Source organism: Nitrobacter sp. 62-23, from assembly GCF_001897285.1.
Classification (GTDB): domain Bacteria; phylum Pseudomonadota; class Alphaproteobacteria; order Rhizobiales; family Xanthobacteraceae; genus Nitrobacter.
This window is the reverse complement of record NZ_MKSM01000090.1, coordinates 1-16,921: the sequence shown is the minus strand read 5'-3', so window position 1 is coordinate 16,921 and position 16,921 is coordinate 1. Positions and strand designations below refer to the sequence as shown.

15 protein-coding genes and 1 pseudogene are annotated in these 16,921 nt (G+C 62.5%); 4 read left to right on the top strand and 12 right to left on the bottom strand.

The features are described 5' to 3' along the window. Nucleotides 1-104 precede the first annotated feature (104 nt). Both BGO16_RS07845 and BGO16_RS07840 read right to left on the bottom strand, forming a co-directional pair. Nucleotides 105-764, bottom strand: coding sequence for a cupin domain-containing protein (locus BGO16_RS07845; RefSeq protein ID WP_292618059.1), 660 nt, complete (start codon nucleotides 762-764; stop codon nucleotides 105-107). Nucleotides 765-910: 146 nt separating this feature from the next. Further along, nucleotides 911-1,534 (bottom strand): hypothetical protein, encoded by a 624-nt coding sequence (locus BGO16_RS07840; protein ID WP_292618058.1) that lies wholly within the window; start codon nucleotides 1,532-1,534, stop codon nucleotides 911-913. Between the two features lie 238 nt (nucleotides 1,535-1,772). Here BGO16_RS07840 and BGO16_RS07835 point away from each other — a divergent pair, with 238 nt between their 5' ends. Together BGO16_RS07835 and BGO16_RS07830 are read left to right on the top strand one after the other, a co-directional pair. Beyond that, nucleotides 1,773-3,302, top strand: a complete 1,530-nt coding sequence (locus tag BGO16_RS07835) for an oxidoreductase (RefSeq protein WP_292618057.1) — start codon at nucleotides 1,773-1,775, stop codon at nucleotides 3,300-3,302. Between the two features lie 13 nt (nucleotides 3,303-3,315). Continuing rightward, complete coding sequence (locus BGO16_RS07830) at nucleotides 3,316-4,584, top strand: MSMEG_0565 family glycosyltransferase (RefSeq protein ID WP_292618056.1); 1,269 nt, start codon at nucleotides 3,316-3,318, stop codon at nucleotides 4,582-4,584. Here the strand turns inward: BGO16_RS07830 and BGO16_RS07825 are convergent. The 5 genes from BGO16_RS07825 to BGO16_RS07805 all read right to left on the bottom strand — a co-directional run bounded on the left by BGO16_RS07825 (nucleotide 4,579) and on the right by BGO16_RS07805 (nucleotide 9,128). Then, nucleotides 4,579-5,397: a DUF2877 domain-containing protein gene (locus BGO16_RS07825; protein WP_292618055.1), complete on the bottom strand. Its 819-nt coding sequence runs from the start codon at nucleotides 5,395-5,397 to the stop codon at nucleotides 4,579-4,581. The two genes, BGO16_RS07830 and BGO16_RS07825, sit on opposite strands and share 6 nt — an antisense overlap. After that, nucleotides 5,398-6,780, bottom strand: a complete 1,383-nt coding sequence (locus BGO16_RS07820; protein WP_292618054.1) for a DUF1116 domain-containing protein — start codon at nucleotides 6,778-6,780, stop codon at nucleotides 5,398-5,400. Nucleotides 6,781-6,952: 172 nt separating this feature from the next. Then, the gene (locus BGO16_RS07815) at nucleotides 6,953-7,441 is read right to left on the bottom strand and encodes an MSMEG_0572/Sll0783 family nitrogen starvation response protein (RefSeq protein ID WP_292618053.1); all 489 of its coding nucleotides are present in this window, start codon (nucleotides 7,439-7,441) and stop codon (nucleotides 6,953-6,955) included. A 56-nt stretch (nucleotides 7,442-7,497) separates the two neighbouring features. Then, complete coding sequence (locus tag BGO16_RS07810; protein WP_292618052.1) at nucleotides 7,498-7,797, bottom strand: hypothetical protein; 300 nt, start codon at nucleotides 7,795-7,797, stop codon at nucleotides 7,498-7,500. 2 nt (nucleotides 7,798-7,799) lie between these two features. After that, nucleotides 7,800-9,128: an FAD-dependent oxidoreductase gene (locus BGO16_RS07805; protein WP_292618051.1), complete on the bottom strand. Its 1,329-nt coding sequence runs from the start codon at nucleotides 9,126-9,128 to the stop codon at nucleotides 7,800-7,802. Nucleotides 9,129-9,247: 119 nt separating this feature from the next. On the opposite strand from BGO16_RS07805, the pseudogene BGO16_RS07800 reads away from it, so the two are divergent. After that, nucleotides 9,248-9,357 (top strand): annotated as a pseudogene (locus BGO16_RS07800) (IS5/IS1182 family transposase); the annotation flags it as partial. Here the strand turns inward: BGO16_RS07800 and BGO16_RS07795 are convergent. Further along, a complete protein-coding gene (locus BGO16_RS07795; RefSeq protein WP_292618050.1) occupies nucleotides 9,335-9,562 on the bottom strand; it encodes a hypothetical protein in 228 nt (75 codons plus the stop codon). The pseudogene BGO16_RS07800 and the gene BGO16_RS07795 sit on opposite strands and share 23 nt — an antisense overlap. Before the next feature lie 40 nt (nucleotides 9,563-9,602). Next, nucleotides 9,603-10,709 (bottom strand): NADH:flavin oxidoreductase, encoded by a 1,107-nt coding sequence (locus BGO16_RS07790; RefSeq protein WP_292618049.1) that lies wholly within the window; start codon nucleotides 10,707-10,709, stop codon nucleotides 9,603-9,605. Between the two features lie 146 nt (nucleotides 10,710-10,855). Here BGO16_RS07790 and BGO16_RS07785 point away from each other — a divergent pair, with 146 nt between their 5' ends. After that, nucleotides 10,856-11,737: a LysR family transcriptional regulator gene (locus BGO16_RS07785; RefSeq protein WP_292618048.1), complete on the top strand. Its 882-nt coding sequence runs from the start codon at nucleotides 10,856-10,858 to the stop codon at nucleotides 11,735-11,737. On the opposite strand, the gene cysK is transcribed toward BGO16_RS07785, so the two are convergent. The 3 genes from cysK to BGO16_RS07770 all read right to left on the bottom strand — a co-directional run bounded on the left by cysK (nucleotide 11,732) and on the right by BGO16_RS07770 (nucleotide 16,738). Further along, on the bottom strand, nucleotides 11,732-12,817 hold the full coding sequence (gene cysK / locus BGO16_RS07780; protein ID WP_292618047.1) for a cysteine synthase A: 1,086 nt from the start codon (nucleotides 12,815-12,817) through the stop codon (nucleotides 11,732-11,734). The two genes, BGO16_RS07785 and cysK, sit on opposite strands and share 6 nt — an antisense overlap. Further along, complete coding sequence (locus BGO16_RS07775; protein ID WP_292618046.1) at nucleotides 12,814-13,401, bottom strand: TetR/AcrR family transcriptional regulator; 588 nt, start codon at nucleotides 13,399-13,401, stop codon at nucleotides 12,814-12,816. The genes cysK and BGO16_RS07775 overlap by 4 nt, the downstream gene beginning before the upstream one ends. A gap of 364 nt (nucleotides 13,402-13,765) precedes the next feature. Further along, nucleotides 13,766-16,738, bottom strand: a complete 2,973-nt coding sequence (locus BGO16_RS07770) for a Tn3 family transposase (RefSeq protein WP_006023681.1) — start codon at nucleotides 16,736-16,738, stop codon at nucleotides 13,766-13,768. Nucleotides 16,739-16,921: the final 183 nt, after the last annotated feature.

Sequence of the window (16,921 nt, the reverse complement as noted above, 5' to 3'; positions counted from 1 at the left end):
TCGGGTCAAGCCCGAGAACGTGCTTCGCTCGAAAACGCTATAGCGGGACTCACGCCGCCGGTCGTTCGCATCGCGGCGGACGATCGGCGGCATTTCCTCGAAGCTCAGGCATTCTCGCGGTTGCGGAAGACATACCAGATGAGTTGGGCAGGTTCCTTGCTCCGGTTCTCCCAGTGGTGAGGAACGCCTCCCTGGAAATGGAGCGAGTCACCGGTCTTCAGGACATAGTCGTCCTCGTCCATCCGGAATACGACCTCTCCGGACAGCACGAAGATCAGCTCCTCGCCGGTGTGGTGCAGGATCTGGTCGCCGCTGGACGCGCCTGGCGCCATGGTCGCGACCGCGGCGGCGGTCACGAACTGGCGATAGGACCCGGAGATATTGCCAAGGCTCAGCCCTTTGTGGGGCGTGTAGATGGGTTGACGATGATCCGTCGGCGTGAACTGGAAGGGGGCCGACGCATTCTCGTCCTCTTCCACGAAATAACCGACGGTCACACCGAGCGCGGTCGCGAGCTTCAGCAGCGTGGTGATCGTGGGGACCATCCCGCTGCGCTCGATTTTGTGGATCGTCGCGGGCGCCACATCGCTGACATCGGCGAGACCCTGCAGCGAGAGCCGTTTCTTGCGGCGCAGCGCCGCGATCTTCTCGCCGACCTTGCTGACGATGACGTCGACATTTTCGCTGGCCGCGGGCGCTGGCGCCTTTTCAGGAGCGTTGGCTCGCGGCTTGGTCCCGCCTTCCTTCTTTGCGCGTGTCGCCAATATTCTCTCCAGGGCAATCCAACGGTCTGTGAATGTTGCAGACGTGCGTCATTCAACGCGGTGAAGCAAGGGCCGGTGCAGCGAAACGTCAGCCACCGGGCTACCGCAGAGGCCGGACGGACGCGGCAATCGCTCGTGTCGCCTGCTCAAAGCTGGAAATCTCCGGCCTCGATGCTCCGACGCCACCGTTCGGTCGCGGCGTCCAACTCACTGCGATCCTTTATCTCCAGCCAATCTTCGAGCCCCGGCGTCGCATCGATCAGCACGCCGGACTTCGTCTCGAGGCGAATGACCGAGAGCGAATAGACGAGGCCTATGGCCATGGTCGCATGTTGCGCCATCGAAAGCGTCGTCAGGCCGCTGGCGAGATGCATGGTCGCGATGCTGAACGCAGCGCCCTCGAGGGCGCTCGGATCTCCGGTCTCCTGAAGCACCACCCAGGTCTCACCCGCGGCGCGGGCGCGGGCGATACGGTCTTCGGTCGCACGCGCGTCCGCGAGCGCCTGGATCTCCCGGGCGCGGAGCGCGAAGGCTGCGCCCCGGATCAGCCTCATCCGCCGATCGGCGGTGCCATCCAAGGTGATCGGCCAGGCGCTGATGAGTTGATCGAGCGTCCCCAGACCCTGCAATTGATCGACCTCCGCGCGCAGCGTTCTCAGATCGCTTTCGTAACGCTGCACGTCGGGCATCGCGGTCGCGTGCAATTCCCGCTCGCACTCCGCCCACTCGTCTTTAACAGGCCTGGTTATGGTCGACGACGCGCCGTGCATGAAGCGGAGTCTCCTTGGTGGTCCGGCCATCCCGCACGACCGCAACCACGTTTGACTTGACATCCTAATATCGCATAGGAAAAGTTAAGTCACTATAAGATACGCTCCGTGTCATGGGGGCGCGCAGCGCTGGAACAGAAGAGCCGACGGCGAGATTTCCAGTGGCGGGAAAGGCGAGGCGCATCGTTGCCATGAATACCAGCTCAATCTCTGTCCGTTGGCCATGATGGCGGCAGCCTTGACCCTTCTCCTCACCGTGCGCCGAGGCGCTTACAAGGACAGCGTCCGTCAGATGGCCGCGACCCGCGCGATGCTGGAGGCCAGCGGCGTGGAGTGGGCGGGGGCCTTCATGGCGACCCCAGCCAATCTTCAACAATTGCACGCCGAGGGTTTCGCGGACACCGAGATCAATGCGCAGGCGAATGATCTCGTTCTCGCCGTTCGGGCGGAGGATAAGGCTTCGGCACAGCGCGCATTGGCGCTGGCCGAGGCCGGCCTGTTCGCCGCTGGGGCTGATACCACCCGCGTCCAGGAGTCGCCTCCGGCAGATCTGCGGGCAGCGCTGTGCGAGGATCGCACCGCCAATATCGCGATGATTTCGGTGCCCGGACCCTATGCCGCGTTGGAAGCCCAGAAGGCGCTTTCCGAGGGGCTCCATGTGATGCTGTTCAGCGATGGCGTCGACCTGGCAGACGAGCTCGCCCTCAAGCAGCGTGCGCGGACGCTCGGCCTGTTCGTCATGGGACCTGGCGCCGGGACCTCTTGGATCGGTGGCATCGGGTTCGGATTCGCCAACCGCGTCCGATCCGGCCAGGTCGGCATCATCGCCGCCTCCGGCACGGGTGCGCAGGCGGTCATGTGCCTCCTCGATCACATGGGGATCGGAATATCGCAGGTGATCGGAGTCGGCGCGCACGACCTCACGGCCGAGATAGGCGGTCTTTCCGCGCAGATGGCGCTCGAGGCCTTCGAGGCCGACGAGAAGACGCACGCCATCATTCTCATATCGAAGCAGACCGACGCGGCGGCGGCGGCCAGGCTGCTCGACGGCGCGAGCAAACCGATCGTGGCAGTTCTACTAGGCACGGGCGACGTTCGCCTGATGGCGCGAAAGGACGTCTATTCCACGCTTGAGCAGGGCGCATACGCGGTCGCGGGATTGCTCGGATATGCGCCGCAAATAACGCTCGATGCCCATCTCGTCGACCAAATCGAAGCGGCTGCAACGCGACTGTCGCCGGATCGGACGCGTGTGGTCGGCCTGTTCAGCGGTGGAACTCTCTGCGAGGAGGCAGCAGCGATCGCGGTCCGCCATCTCGCGCCGATTGCGCGCACCGCACCGCCACCACTCGATCCTAATGCACGTCACGCGCATCTGCTGCTCGATCTGGGCGATGAGGATCATACGCGCGGCAGGCCGCACCCGATGATCGACGCCGCGGCGCGATCGGCACTCCTGTTGGAGCAGGCGGCAGACCCCACGGTCGCAGTCGTTCTTCTGGACCTCGTCATCGGTGAAGGTTCTCACCCTGATCCGGCCAATGTGTTGGCGCCTGCGGCGGCCAGGGTCGTTGAATCCGGCGCGGTTGTTATCGTCTGTGTCATCGGTACTGCGGCGGATCCGCAGGATCTGAACAAGCAGCGCCATCAACTCGAAGGCGCAGGCTGCATCCTGGCCCCCACCACCGCACGCGCGGCATATGCCGCGTTTGCGATCGCGCTTCGCAAGCCATCGATCGCGAGCAAGACCGAAACTCGACACTCCTGATCCCGATATCCGAATGGACCAACCCGCAATGTCTTCTCTGCCTTCCTCCCACTCCGCGCGCGGCCCGCGCATTGCGCTCACCACCTATTCCACCAAGCCGCGCGGCGGTGTCGTGCATACGCTGGAGTTGGCCGAGGCGCTGCAGGCGCAGGGAATCGATGTGACGGTGGTCACGATGGGGGAGCGGGGCTCACTGTTTCGCGAGGTCAGCGTTCCGGTCGAATATATTCGACCGCCCGAGGTGAAGGACACGCTCGAGGCGCGCGTCTTCAGCTGGATCGACACGCTGATCAAGGGGTTGGAGCCCCTGCGCGACCGTTTCGATATCGTGCACAGTCAGGATTGCATTTCGGCGCGCGCGGCAGCCCGGATCCGTGACGCGGGCGCTCCCTTTCGGTTGATGCGCACGGTGCATCATGTCGACGATTTCACCACCGAGGCGCTCATCGAATGCCAGCGCCAGGCTATCCTCGAGCCGGACGACGTCCTGGTGGTGAGCAAGGTCTGGCAGGATCGCCTGCGTGCCGAATATGGCGTGGATGCCAGCATCGTCACGAACGGGGTCTGGCCCGAAAATTTCCGCTGCGAGCTCGACGATGCCCGCCGCAAGGAGCTCCGACGCAGGGTCGGCGCCGAAGACCGCTTCCTCTTTCTCACGATCGGCGGGATCGAGCCGCGCAAGGGAAGCCGATTCCTGGTCGAGGCGCTTTCCCAGATCAAGGCGCAGCGCGCCGTCTCGCCGGTGCTGGCCATCATCGGAGGCCACAGCTTCCAGGATTATTCGGCCTATAGCGAAGAGGTGCTCGCTTCCTTGCCCGGACTGGGGCTCGAGCTCGGACGCGATGTCGTGCTGCTCCGGACCGTTGCCCAGGCCGAGCTGGTCGAATGGCTGGCGGTCGCCAATGGTTTCGTCTTCCCCTCGATCAACGAGGGGTGGGGGTTGGTCATCATGGAGGCGGCCAGTGCCGGCCTCCCTGTGGTGGCGTCCGACATCGACGTCTTTCGGGAGTTTCTGGACGATGGCGAGAACGCCATCCTCACAGGCGCAGGCGATAGTGCGTCGCTTGCCCTCGGCATGGCACGGCTCATGGACGAGCCGCAGACACGCCAGAGGCTCGCCGCGGAAGGCACGGCGCTCGTCGGCAACTATGGTTGGGATCGGACCGCGCGCCAGCATATCGCGCACTATGAGCGGATCTGGGGCGAGATGGGCGCGCCCGACCGGGTCAGCCTTTCCGCCTTAAAGGTCACGCACTCCGGGGGCGGCGACACGCATTCATAGAGCGTCGCGGCCCCGATCTTTCCAGGTTGTGGCCGCCAGCCCGAGTCCTGCGAGCAGCGCGGCTCCAGACCGGTGGCCTATGCCGCGCACAATGTGCGCCGCCTCTTCGAACGCTTCACGGCGTAGCGGGCCGTGTCGGCAGAGGGCATCGCTGCTGTCCGTGAAGAGCATATGGACCGGCGCGACGCTTTGCCCGCGTGCGGCCCATCGCAGGAAGTTTCGGCTGAGGTCCGTGGTCCGGGCGCGCGCTGCGATCGAGATGAGCCGCTCAAGCGAATGTCCGGACCAACTGCAAAACAGGAGGAGGCCCGCGAGCACGTCGTCTCCCGAAGGCGTTAGACCGGTCCCGCGTCCCTCAAGGGCCGCCGCCGCGCTTTCCAAGTCGCCATTTTCAACCGCGGCTCGCGTGTCATTCCAGACCGCGGCAAGATCATCGGGGCGGTGCTTCGCAGCGGCCCATGATGCCATCCATGGGGCGGCGATGCCGAGATCGCTCGCCGAAGGCGCGCGCGGCAAGTAGAGAATTGCCGGCGCGAGATCGATCGTCCCCCCAGGAAATGAGAGACGAAGGGGATCCAGATGGACGTCTGCGCCCTCGGCAACTGCCGGAGGATCGCGATCGAGGACCAGGTGGATCGGACCCGGCCAGATCCGCGATCCCGCGACGGCGAAGATGCTGTCATCGACCCTAGCGTAAAAACCGCCCGTGAAACGCCCCACGATCTTCCCGGACAACCGATCGCTATGAGCTGCCTCGGCACATAGTTCGGTGATCGCCTCGCCCTGATGGACCGCACGTGCTGCATCCGGCACTCAGACGATCCTCTCGTCAAGCTCAAGTGCCGCTTGCACGAAGCAAGCGAGCGGCGCGCGGGCGATGCCCGCGCCGATCTGGCCGAGGCCATCTGTCGCATGCACGATCCCGGTGCTGATCCCCGGCGTGATCGACAGCTCGGCGATCCGCCGGACATCGAGACCCACGGGCGACCCTTTGTTCGACAGATAGGGCATCCGAAAACGGTCGCTCTCGCCCGCGCTGATTGTCTCCATGGCCTGGGTCAGTGCGAGCGCATCGGCGGATCCGCCTAGGAAGGCCGCCACGGCCGGCGTGTTTCCCGCGACCGCGGCTCCAAGCCCGATAAGCTCGAGAACCGCGCTGTCCCCGATGTCGGGAGCCGCGCATTCCGGGCCGAAGCCGGGTCGGAACAGCGCGCTCCGGACCGGGGGGGCGTCCGTCACGACCCAGGGACGATTGCCCAGCCGTATCCCGAACGACGACCCGTTGCGCGCCATGGTCGTCACGAGGCTGGCGCCATCGACCTTCGCGGCCGCATCAGCCAACGCCTTCGCAGCCGCCATCGCCATGTTCAGCGTCGTGAGCGGATTACTGGCGAGGAAATCTGCGGCGAGCGCAGTCAGCGGATGGGCCGATCTGAGCAGGGCAGGCAACAGGTCGCGCAGCAGAAGGTTGGTAGTGGCCTGGACGCGCATGTGGACGTCGTCTGCCATGGCGACCCCCTGTGCGGCGAGGTCGAGGATCTCTATACCGCCGCGGCGCCTCAGCGCCTCCGCCAGCACCGGTCCAACCACGTCACGCACAAGCTTCAGCCGCTGGATGGCGGCATCGCTGTTGACCCCGAACCAGGGGGCATCGCCGGCGCCCTGATTAATGCTCGAGAAGGCGGTTGTGCCGCCGTGCGCGTTTTCCACGACATAGACTGGTGCGGACGGACCGATCACGGTGGCCATCGGAACCACGGTCTGGTGATCATTGGCGGGCTTCAATGCGATCTCGCCAGCCTGCGCGAGTTCCGCCGCGGCCGCGACGGTATCGGCCCAGCCTTCGGCGACGATCGCGGCGGTCGCCGACCGACGCAGCGGATCGATCATGTCGTCCCAGGTGATCGCTGGACCGCAATGCAGGAGGGTCCGCTCGCCAAGTCCCGCGATCACCGCGCCCGCACGCTCGATGGTCCTGACGATAGGGCTGGCGCGCAGATGGCCGAGCACCTGGGTATTCGCCGCGTCGATCCGGGCCGCTTTGGGTCCGAGCAGCCGCGCAAGCGCGGCGACCAATTTGCTGTCGCCGCCGCCAGGAATGCGCCAGTCGACATCCACGACCGGCGTGCCCTGATCGCGCAGCACATCCGCGAAAATGGGTAAGCCGATATTGATAACGCGAACCTCACCGGGCAAGCGAGCCTCTGGGCCTTGGTCGTGGCGGTTCATCGTTCGATCGTCTTATGCACGGGGGGAGGATACCGATACGAAAAACGCGAGATCTTCAGCAGAGGATAACGCACCCGCGACAAAGAAAAAGCAGCAAGCCTGGGCGGGCTTGCTGCTTTTTGCAGGCAGGGGGCTGAACTCAGACCGTCCAGGTCGAGAAGATCAGAGCGCGGTCGCGCCATGCCTGAATGTTGATGTCGAGGACGTCGAGCGGGTTGATCGGGATGACACCCGGGATCAGGTCGTCCTCGCGCATGCCGTACAGTGCGCCCATCGCGAAGCGGCAGGCATAGACCTTTGCGCCTTCGTCGATCAGTGTCTTGATCTGGCGATTATATTGGAGATTGCCAGGGAAAGCCTCGGCGCCCACGGCCGGATAACCGCGCGTCGCCGCGGCCATTAGCACACCCGGGCCGTAGAGCACGAACGACAGCTCGAAACCCTTGCGGCGCAGGCGCGTTGCCGTCAGCATGTTCACGAAGCCCACCGAGCCCTCGAACGGGACGGTGTGCATGAGGATCAAGGCCTTGTCGCCCTCGTTGGCCTTGACGTCCGGAAATACCTTCTCCTCCACGTTGAAGAGGATATCGCCTTCCTTCGCAGCAGGGATCTTCACTGTCTTCGGCATTGGTCTCTCCTTACAAGAATCGTCGGGGCATCGCCCGAGGGTGGCAGTTCAGGGGTTCATTTCTTGGGCGATCGGTCCTGCCCGTTGCTCCGCACGAACGGATGAGGCGGACGGGGGCGCGCGCTCTGCTTGGGCCAGGCCTGGCGATGGCTCCCCGGCATCGCGTGGATCAGACTCCGGCGCAGCCCGTCCGGCAGAATCTTGTATGTCGGCACGAAAATGTAGCGCCAGAAGCGGTCCTTCAGGGAGCGCGGCTTGCCGTAGACAGTGACGCCGTTTTTCCGGCCGATGCGCTGCTGGGCATCGGCAAGAAGATATTGCTGCGAATTGGTGCGCAGCCACTGCGAGAATGACATGCTTACCTCCGCATATTCTGCTGGACGGCGAGTGCGGCCATCTGGATCGGCTCATTGAGCGCACCGATCGCCGGCGAATAGACGTTCTCCATCGTCGCGAGATCGTCGATGGTGATGCCCGCGCGTACGGCGACCGCCAGGAAGTCGGCACGCTCCTTCACACCTTCGCCGCCCACGATCTGCGCGCCGATCAGACAGCGCGTGCCCGGATCTGCGAGCAGCTTCACCGTGATGGGTTTCACGCCCGGATAGTAGCGCGCCCGGGTGATCCCCTTCGCGACGCCGCTGACATAGTTCATGCCCACCGCGCTCGCCGTCGTCTCGCCAAACGAGACGCCGCCGATCATCCATTCGCCGGCGAGCATCGCCCAGGGCACATAGACCGGATCGTATTCGCGAACGCCGCCGGCGGCATTGATGCCGGCGGTCTTGCCCTGCGCATAAGCATGGCTGCCGGAGAGGCCTTGCAGAGGCACGCCGGAAACGCCGTGGGGAATCTCGGTGCAGTCGCCCGCCGCGAAGACGTCCGACGCGGAGGTCTGCATCCGGGCATCGACGACGATGCCACCGGTGCCGCCCAGCGCGATTCCGGCGGCCCGGGCCAGGTCGCTATTGGGCACCTTGCGGGTGCCGATGATCGCGAGTTGGGCCTCGACGCGGCCTGCCGTGGTCTCGACATAGGAAAGGGTGCCATCGCCGCCGAAGGCGGTCACCTGCTCACCCCAGAGCGTGGTCACGCCTGCTTCCGCCCAGCCGGCGCGAACCGGATCGACTATGTCGGGGTCCACCACTTCAGCCATCGGCCAGGGGCCGGGATCAACCACCGTCACCTTGATGCCGCGGTGGACCAGGGCAGTTACCATCTCGACCGCGATCAGGCCGCATTCGACCACGACGGCCGACTTGACCGTGTCGAGGAACGAGTCCCACTCCCTGGCGCGCTGGATGTTCTTGACCCGGTAGATGCCCTTGAGATCGCCGCCGGGAAGATTGGGATCGCGGTAATTCCAGCCGGTGGCGAGAACGAGCTTGTCGTATCGAACCTCGCCTTCGCCAGCGACCTTGATCACATGGCGCTTGACGTCGATGCTCTCGACCGTGGTCGTATAGTGCACATCGATGCCCTGCTTCTGATACTGCTCCTTCGTGGCGAGAAACAGCCGATCGAAGGACTCGATTTCCTTCCCGTGGACGAAGGGAATACCGCAAGGACTGTAGGCAACGTCTTCGAACTGGGTGTAAACAACCATCTCGGCAGAAGGATCGACACCTAACGCCGCGCCCGCAGCTCCTAAACCCGCAGCACCACCACCGACCACAACAATCTTCATAACGCGATCCTCGTCCTGGCTGTGTATCGTATAGGCAATTATTTTTTCTTAAAGTATATGCTGAGCCAGGCCCCGTCAAGGGAAATGCAGACCGTCGGAACGTCGTTGGCGAGCGTCGTTGCCAGGGTGTGGGTCGCTCGCGAGGGGCCTGACCAGCAAGATTCACGCGGTGGTGGACACCAATGGCATGCCGGTCCATCTCGCTCTCACGCCCGGTGAGGCACATGACAATACAATCGGCTGTGTTCCTTCGCCGTGCTCCTGTTCGCGCAACGGGGCTGGCAACCGGCCTGGCTGCCCTTCACCGCCTTCGCTATCGCGCTGATGGTGGCGCGCGTCTTCTTCGGGGCGGTTCCGGATCGGCTCGGCGGCGCACGGGCGGCGACGATCTGCGGCATGACGAGCCTCAGCGTTGTTGATTGCTCGTTGGTCATCGTTCCGTCCTTTCCTTCTGGTGGGGCCAGCCAGATCTCGTCAGGCCATTTCGAGTTCGCGCGCCTTGAGGTTGGCGACGGGAACGAGAAGGCCAGGGTCAAACTCGACAAGATCAAGGGTCGCCTCGGCGCGGCGGGGCAGGTCGGGATTGGCCAGCGCACCACGGCCGATTGCGACCAGGCCCATGCCCTGATCAATCATTTCCTCGGCACGGACGAGATCATGCAGGCTGCCATTGGCGATGATCGGGATATGGGGCGCAAAGCGGTGCGCCAGCGCAGCGAGGCTTTCGCTGCCACCTTCAAAAGCCGGCTGCCAGGCTTCGAATTCGGTGACGTGGATGAAGTCAGCGCCAACGTCAGCAAGCGCGCCGAAGATGATCTCCGCGTCCGCTTCGCGACCCTGCCACTTGTGATAATAATAGTTGGTCTTGCCCTGCGAGATGCGCGCGCCGAGCGGAATGGCATCGCCGACCTTGGCGCGAACAGCCTTGAACACAGCAAGGAGGAATTCGACGCGGCGCTCGGTGCTTCCGCCCCAGTGATCGGTGCGTTCATTGGAAAAATCGGTCAGGAACTGATCGATGAGGTAGCCATTGGCGCCGTGGAGTTCGATACCGTCGAACCCCGCGACTTCGATTGCGCGCTGAGCGGAGTCGGCGAAACCGTCGACCGCGTCGGCGATCTCTTCGTCGGTCATGGCGCGCGGCGTCAGGAACTCGTCCTTGCCGTAGTAAGATTCGCTCTGGGTGCCCTTGGGCTTGATCGCCGAGGGACCGACGGTGCCCTCGCGATACCCATTGGCGTAGCTGAGCGCACCCGAATGCATGATCTGCGCAAAAACGCGCCCGCCGTGTTTGTGGGCAGCCTCGACGACGGGCCGCCATGAAAGCGCCTGGGCGTCGTCGCTGATCCCGGGCTGGTGGATATAACCCTGCGACCAGGCTTTGTCGGTATAGAGGCCCTCAGTGATCAAGAGGCTGAAGCCGCCCTTCGCGAAGCGTTCGTAATACGACTTCATTTCCTCCGTCGCCTTGCCGTCGGCGGTGGCGCTGACGCGGGTCATCGGCGCGAGGGCGAAGCGGTTGCGAAGCGTGAGCCCATTTATATCGATCTTCGTGAAAATTGCGTTGGCGGCATTGCTCATTAATTGGTCCTCCGTACAAAAGGCGCACGCAACGCTCGCACCCTATGAGGGCGAGCGGAATTGCACGTCGGAGACGTAGATGGGCACCCCGGAGGCGGCGAATTAGACGGGGCTAGACGATAGGCACTTTATCGTTTATTGTTATAATGATGGACCTTTCAGATGTCGCCCTTTTCTGCACGATCGTCTCGGCCGGCAGCCTCTCCACCGCTGGGCGGCAGAGCGGGCTGTCACCAATGGCTGTCAGCCGGCGGCTTGCCGCGCTGGAGACCGAACTCGGCGTGCGCCTTGTCCATCGCACCACGCGATCACTCGCGCTGACCTCAGATGGCGAAACCTTCCTGCCGCTGGCGCAGGCCATGCTCGACGCCAAGGACGCCGCTGTCACGGCGTTCGCCGAACGGGCTGAAGGGCTAAGCGGCGTGCTCAAGTTGACCGCCCCGAACGTCATCGGGCGCGCGCTGGTCGTTCCGGTGGTCGCGAGGTTGATGGCCGCCAACCCGTTGCTGCAGGCCGACGTCACTTTGTCCGACGGGATCATCGATATCGTCGCGGCCGGCATTGATGTCGCCATCCGTGTCGCGCCCCTCCAGGCCTCGGAACTGATCGCCGTGAAACTGGCCGACAACCCACGGATGCTCTGCGCATCCCCGGTCTATCTCAAAACACATGGAGATCCGCAGACACTGGGGAATCTCGACAACCACGCCTGCCTGACACTCCACGGCATCGGCTCCTGGTTGTTCCTGCACAATGCGCAACAGATCGCCCGGCCGATTAGCGGCCGCTTGTCGGCCAGTAGCGCGGATGCCCTGCGCGCCGCCTGCCTGGCGGGCTCCGGATTAGCACTGCTCACCTATTGGGACATCGTGGACGACCTCGCCCGTGGCGACCTGGTCGAGGTCACATTGCAGGACGCAGATCCGGTCAGCCTCGCCATCTGGGCCGTATTGCCCACCCGCCGCCACATGCCGTCACGCGTGCGCAGCTTCATCAAAGAACTCAGGGCATCCCTGGTCCGCTCATGACGTGAACTGGAATCCCGGTGTGGATCGTGAAAGGGCGATCTCGTTGGCGTCCATCTCCGCCTCGATGCCCTCGAACAGCGGCGTTGACAAATAGCGCTCGCCGGTGTCGGGCAGCATGCACAGGATGACCGAACCGGCCGGTGCGCGTTCGGCGATCTGCCGTGCCACGGCGAAGGTCGCGCCTCCGGAGATTCCGCTGAAGATGCCTTCCTTGCTTGCCAGTTCGCGTGTCCATTTGAGGCCATCGGCACCCGACACGGACACCACCTCGTCATAGAGATGCGCGTCGATCGCCTCCTGCAGGACTTCGGGGATGAAGTCGGGCGTCCAGCCCTGAATCGGATGCGGCTCGAAGGCCGGATGGCTGCCCGCCGGGGCTCCGTTCTTCTCTCGCTCCTGGGCCTTGCCGCTGCCGATGAGTTGCGCATTCTCGGGTTCGGCCAGAATGATGCGGGTTTCCGGCCGTTCGCGCCGCAGCACGCGTCCGACACCGGTGACCGTGCCGCCGGTGCCATAACCGCTGACGAAGAAGTCGAGACGCGATCCGGCAAAATCGTTGATGATTTCACGCGCCGTGGTCGCCTCGTGAATGTCGGCGTTGGCCTCGGTCTCGAACTGGCGGGCAAGGAACCATCCATTGGCCTCGGCCAGCTCGACCGCCTTGCGATACATCCCGAAACCCTTTTCCGCGCGCGGCGTCAGCACCACTTTTGCGCCCAGCATGCGCATCAGCTTGCGCCGCTCGACCGAGAAGCTTTCAGCCATCGTCACGACCAGCGGATAGCCCTTCTGGGCGCAAACGATGGCGAGCCCGATGCCCGTATTGCCGCTGGTGGCCTCGACCACCGTTTGCCCCGGTTTGAGAAGGCCACGGCGCTCGGCATCCTCGATGATGTTGAGCGCGAGACGGTCCTTTACAGAGGACGCCGGATTGAAGAATTCGGCCTTCACATAGAGGGTGCGGTTCTCAACACCCAGATTGTTGATCCGGATCGCGGGCGTATCGCCGACCGTGTCGACGACGCTGTCGAAAAGCCGGCCTCGGCCATTGGTGGTGCGGATTGCTGCCGGTGACGTCATGGCTGAACTCCTAGTGGATCGGATGATGACGGAATGGCGCTGCGAAACATGCTCATTGCAATAGTGCCGACTTGCTCAAGGTCGCTTCGGGATGCGCCGTCCCGCGCCCGCAGAGACATGCCGTCCAGCATGGTGTTGAACGCCGCAGCCATGGCAATGGCATCCGTGTCGGGGAGCAACTGTCCGTCGACGATCGCCCGCTTGATGCGGGTCAGAAAGCAATTAAGGCCTTCTTCGCGTAATTCCTTGAGCGCGTCGTTGACGGTCTGCCCCTCGGCAGAGACGTTCGTGGCGGCCAGAATGATCAGGCATCCGCACGGCGCGTCCTGCGAGGTCAGGATGCTGGCGGCCTCGTGGAAAAAGCCAGCCATGCCCTCGTGAATATCCGGATTTGCCGCCAGTCGATCCCAGGCGGCACTCCAGTAGAAATTCTTGTAATGTCTGGCGGCCTCCAGGAAGAGTTGCGCCTTGTTGCCAAAAGCGGCGTAGAGGCTCGGCGGATTTATTTCCATCGCCGCACAGAGCTCGGCGATGGATGCAGGCTCATAGCCTCTCAGCCAGAAGACATTCAGAGCCCGTGCCAACGCGACATCGCGATCGAATGTCCGCGGGCGACCTCTGTTTCTGTTTCGCGTGGTGCTGTTCTTAGTGGGACCTCGCATGACGCCTTGCCTTTTTTGTCCGTCAGCGAACGAGCTACCTTGCCGTTATGTATCGATCGCTACATATTTTGGCGTATCGCGCCTTGTGAAGTGTAGTGACCATTACGATATTCGTTGCGCCGCCTTCTGACAAGGCATGAAGTCATCATCGCGTCTGCGTTCTCGATCGAAGAGCGCATCGCTTAGGGATGTCCGCTGTCGCGCGCCACATGGTGTTGGCGTGGCGCCAGGCGAAAGCAACGGAGGCCCCTGAACATTAAAGGGGCACAGATATACGGCAGGCGGATCATGGGTTGAACGGGATGGCTCGGAACCCGTTTTTGTCGAGAGCCGGCTTTTCTTCCCAGAGGTAATCGCCGGTCAGGTTCACATGCTCCCATGTGAGAGGCGACAGGCTGGACAGCAGATGATCCGGGATAGCCTGTCCTGCACTGCGCAGGGCATCGATGACGCGGCCGATATAGATTGTGTTCCAGTGAATGATGGCGGTGACAACCAGATTGAGAGCGGATGCCCGGATCGACAGGTTTTCCTGACTGCGATCGCGGAAACGGCCGAGACGATGAAGATTGACTGCCCGAACAAGGCTGTTCCGGCTTTCGCCCTTGTTCAATTCAGCGGTAGTTGTCTTTCGCAATTGCTCGTCGTTGATCCAGTCGAGGGTGAAGAGGGTTCGTTCAATCCGTCCCATCTGGCGCAACGCCTGGGCAAGACCGCTTTGCCTCGTTGTCGCCGACAATCGCTTCAGCATGAGCGAGGCGCTGACGGTGCGCGTGCGTAGCGAGGTCATCAGGCGCAAGATATCATCCCAATGCGTCCGGATCAGATCGGCGTCAATCCGGTCACCCATGACATTCTGAAGAATTCCGTATTGTTTGGCCAGTCCGAAGGCGTAGAGGCATCGCCCGTCGAGATCGGGGATGCGCGGCACGAATGCGAAGCCGAGCGCATGACAGAGGGCGAATACAAGATCGCTGACGCCGCCGCCATCGACGTGGTGTCGGACAATATTAAGGCCAGCGTCGGTTTCCAGCAATGCGTCAAGCACGTGAACGGCTTCACTTGCCGTTGCGGCGATGATTTTGGTATGAAAGGGCGCGTAGCGACCAGAGATTGCGGTGTAGAGCTTGATAATCGGGTTGTTTCCATACCTGCCATTGACGCCGCCTGCGACTTCGCCGCCGTCGCCAAGATGGATATGTTGTCCGTCCGACGAGGAAACAGCGTGCGAGCCGAACACTGTTGAGAACGGGGCAGAGTGTTGAGCCTCAACCAGTTTGGCGAGCGCCAGAGCGAATGTCTCCTCGCGAAAATGCCAGATTGCCATCTGCTGTAGCTGGCGGCGCGTGATGCCGGGACAGGCATGCGCCATCTTCGAGAAGCCGAGATTTGTGGCTTCGGCGATCAGCGCCGCATAGAACACCCGCAGATCGGAAGGTGACCGACCGGTCTGGAGGTGCTCGAATAACGAACTGAAGCCGGTCATCCGGTCGATATCGGCCACAAGGTCCGTCAACCGGATTGGCGGCATGGCTGTCGCCACCCGCCTTGCGAACGCGATTGCGGCTTCGGTTTCCGTGCTTCTGACCGCTGGGACCCGCAATCCTTTTGCGCCGATGCGGGTATCGCCTCGACTAGTTTCCAGGCGACGTGTCGCCTCACGCAGCTTTTGATCCAGAGCGTCGGCCTTCTGGGCGAGATAGGTCTCGACATCGATCGGAATCGCGACCGGAATGCGGGCCTCGGCTTTGATGACGGCAAACGTCTGGTGCGAGATCATGTACTCGTCGAGTGCGCGGTAGGCGCGGGAACCCCTGATCCATATGTCGCCGGCGGCAATCCTGTTTTTCAGCTCGACGATGAGAAAGAGTTCCAGCATCTTCCGGTCGATCACGTCATCAGCGCCGACGATTTCCTTGCGCCATCGCGCATTCGCCAGCAGCAACGCCTTGCGGATCCAGGGCCGATCGTTTGATCTGGCCCCTTTCCTCCAGGCAGTTTCCATCTGCACAATAGCTTCAATGATATGTACGTTTCGGCGGTTTCCTTCAAAGGTGAACGAGGCCAGAAATGCAGCCGCGAACCGCCGGATGCGAGCATATTGAGCCGGCAGGTAGGTGATCAAATCATCCTCGCTGCGAGGCCTTCTCACTGCCTTCGCCGAAGCTGTTGCCTGAATGAGCTCTTCCCAGCTCGCGACAGTGGTCACCGCCTCATCAAGAGAAAGCCCAGCTTCGCGTTGGGCGGTTATGGCTTCGCCAAAATTGACGAAGAAATCGAGTGCGGATGTCGCCGACGATGCGGTTTCGAGGAGTTGCTTGTCACGGGCTGCCTCTGCCTGCCGAAAACTCTTGCCAATCAACGTCTCGAACATGCTGATCGCCGCGTCGGTGAGTGCTATTTCCATTTCCAGAAAAAACGCGGCCAATGTCGCGTGACGGCGGCCTGGCCGCATCTGCTCAAAATTCTGGGCAGTCAGACGACGACCTTCCTGTGCCATCCGACGAACACGGTGAGCCGGGATCGCTTGAAGCACATCATTGGGGACACCGACATGACGCACGGCCTCCAGTCGATCTATCAATCCCCGCATGGCCGTTGCCCCGGCTTTACCGGGAGGTTCTCGCAACCAGGATATGCCGCTCTGTTTTGCGCGTCGTCCCGCGCCGAGCAATGTTTCCATCCGAAGAACAAGGTCCGGCGTCAATCTTCCGGCGACATCGGTATACAGCGCCTCCTCGGCTTCAGTGCAAGCCTGCCCCGCCAACCGTTCGAGCACGGTAATGCCGGGAATAATGATGCGCCTCCGCCGCATCTCGTCAGCCAGTGTTGCAACGACAAATTTGTCTTTCGTCGAAGCGATCGCAATGCCGCGTGCAAATGCAAGCAGATCGGCGCGCAACGGGTGTGACAGTTCAGTGAAGCCATAGTGCTGGCGCAGGATGGCGAGCTGCTCATAGCGGGTTGGTGCTCTCCGTGCAAAAGTGGAAAGTGCCTCTGGCTCGATCCCGAGTTGTTCGGCCAGAAACGACAGCGCCACAGAAGGGATGACTTCCCCCCGCTGAATCAGGCGGCCGGGATAACGAAGAGCAGAGAGCTGAAGCGCTAATCCCAACCGAGTGTCATCATGGCGTCGAGTTTCGATAAGATGGCGATCATCGTCATCGAGGCACCAATGCCGGATCAGAGTGTCGTCATCAATGGGAAGAGCAAGGAAATTCTGCCGTTCGGCATCCGTCAAAATCATCCGGCGGGGCATGGGTACTCCGTTCGTCACAAAAAGATCGGAGATAACCGTTCATGGAGCTTACATTGCAAGACGGGTTATGTGACAATCTACAGACTTTGGCGCGACCAAATGAAGAATGTCACACAAACGGACGTATAAATGACATTGTTGATCGGATACGCACGGGTCTCGAAAGCTGATGGCAGTCAAGCC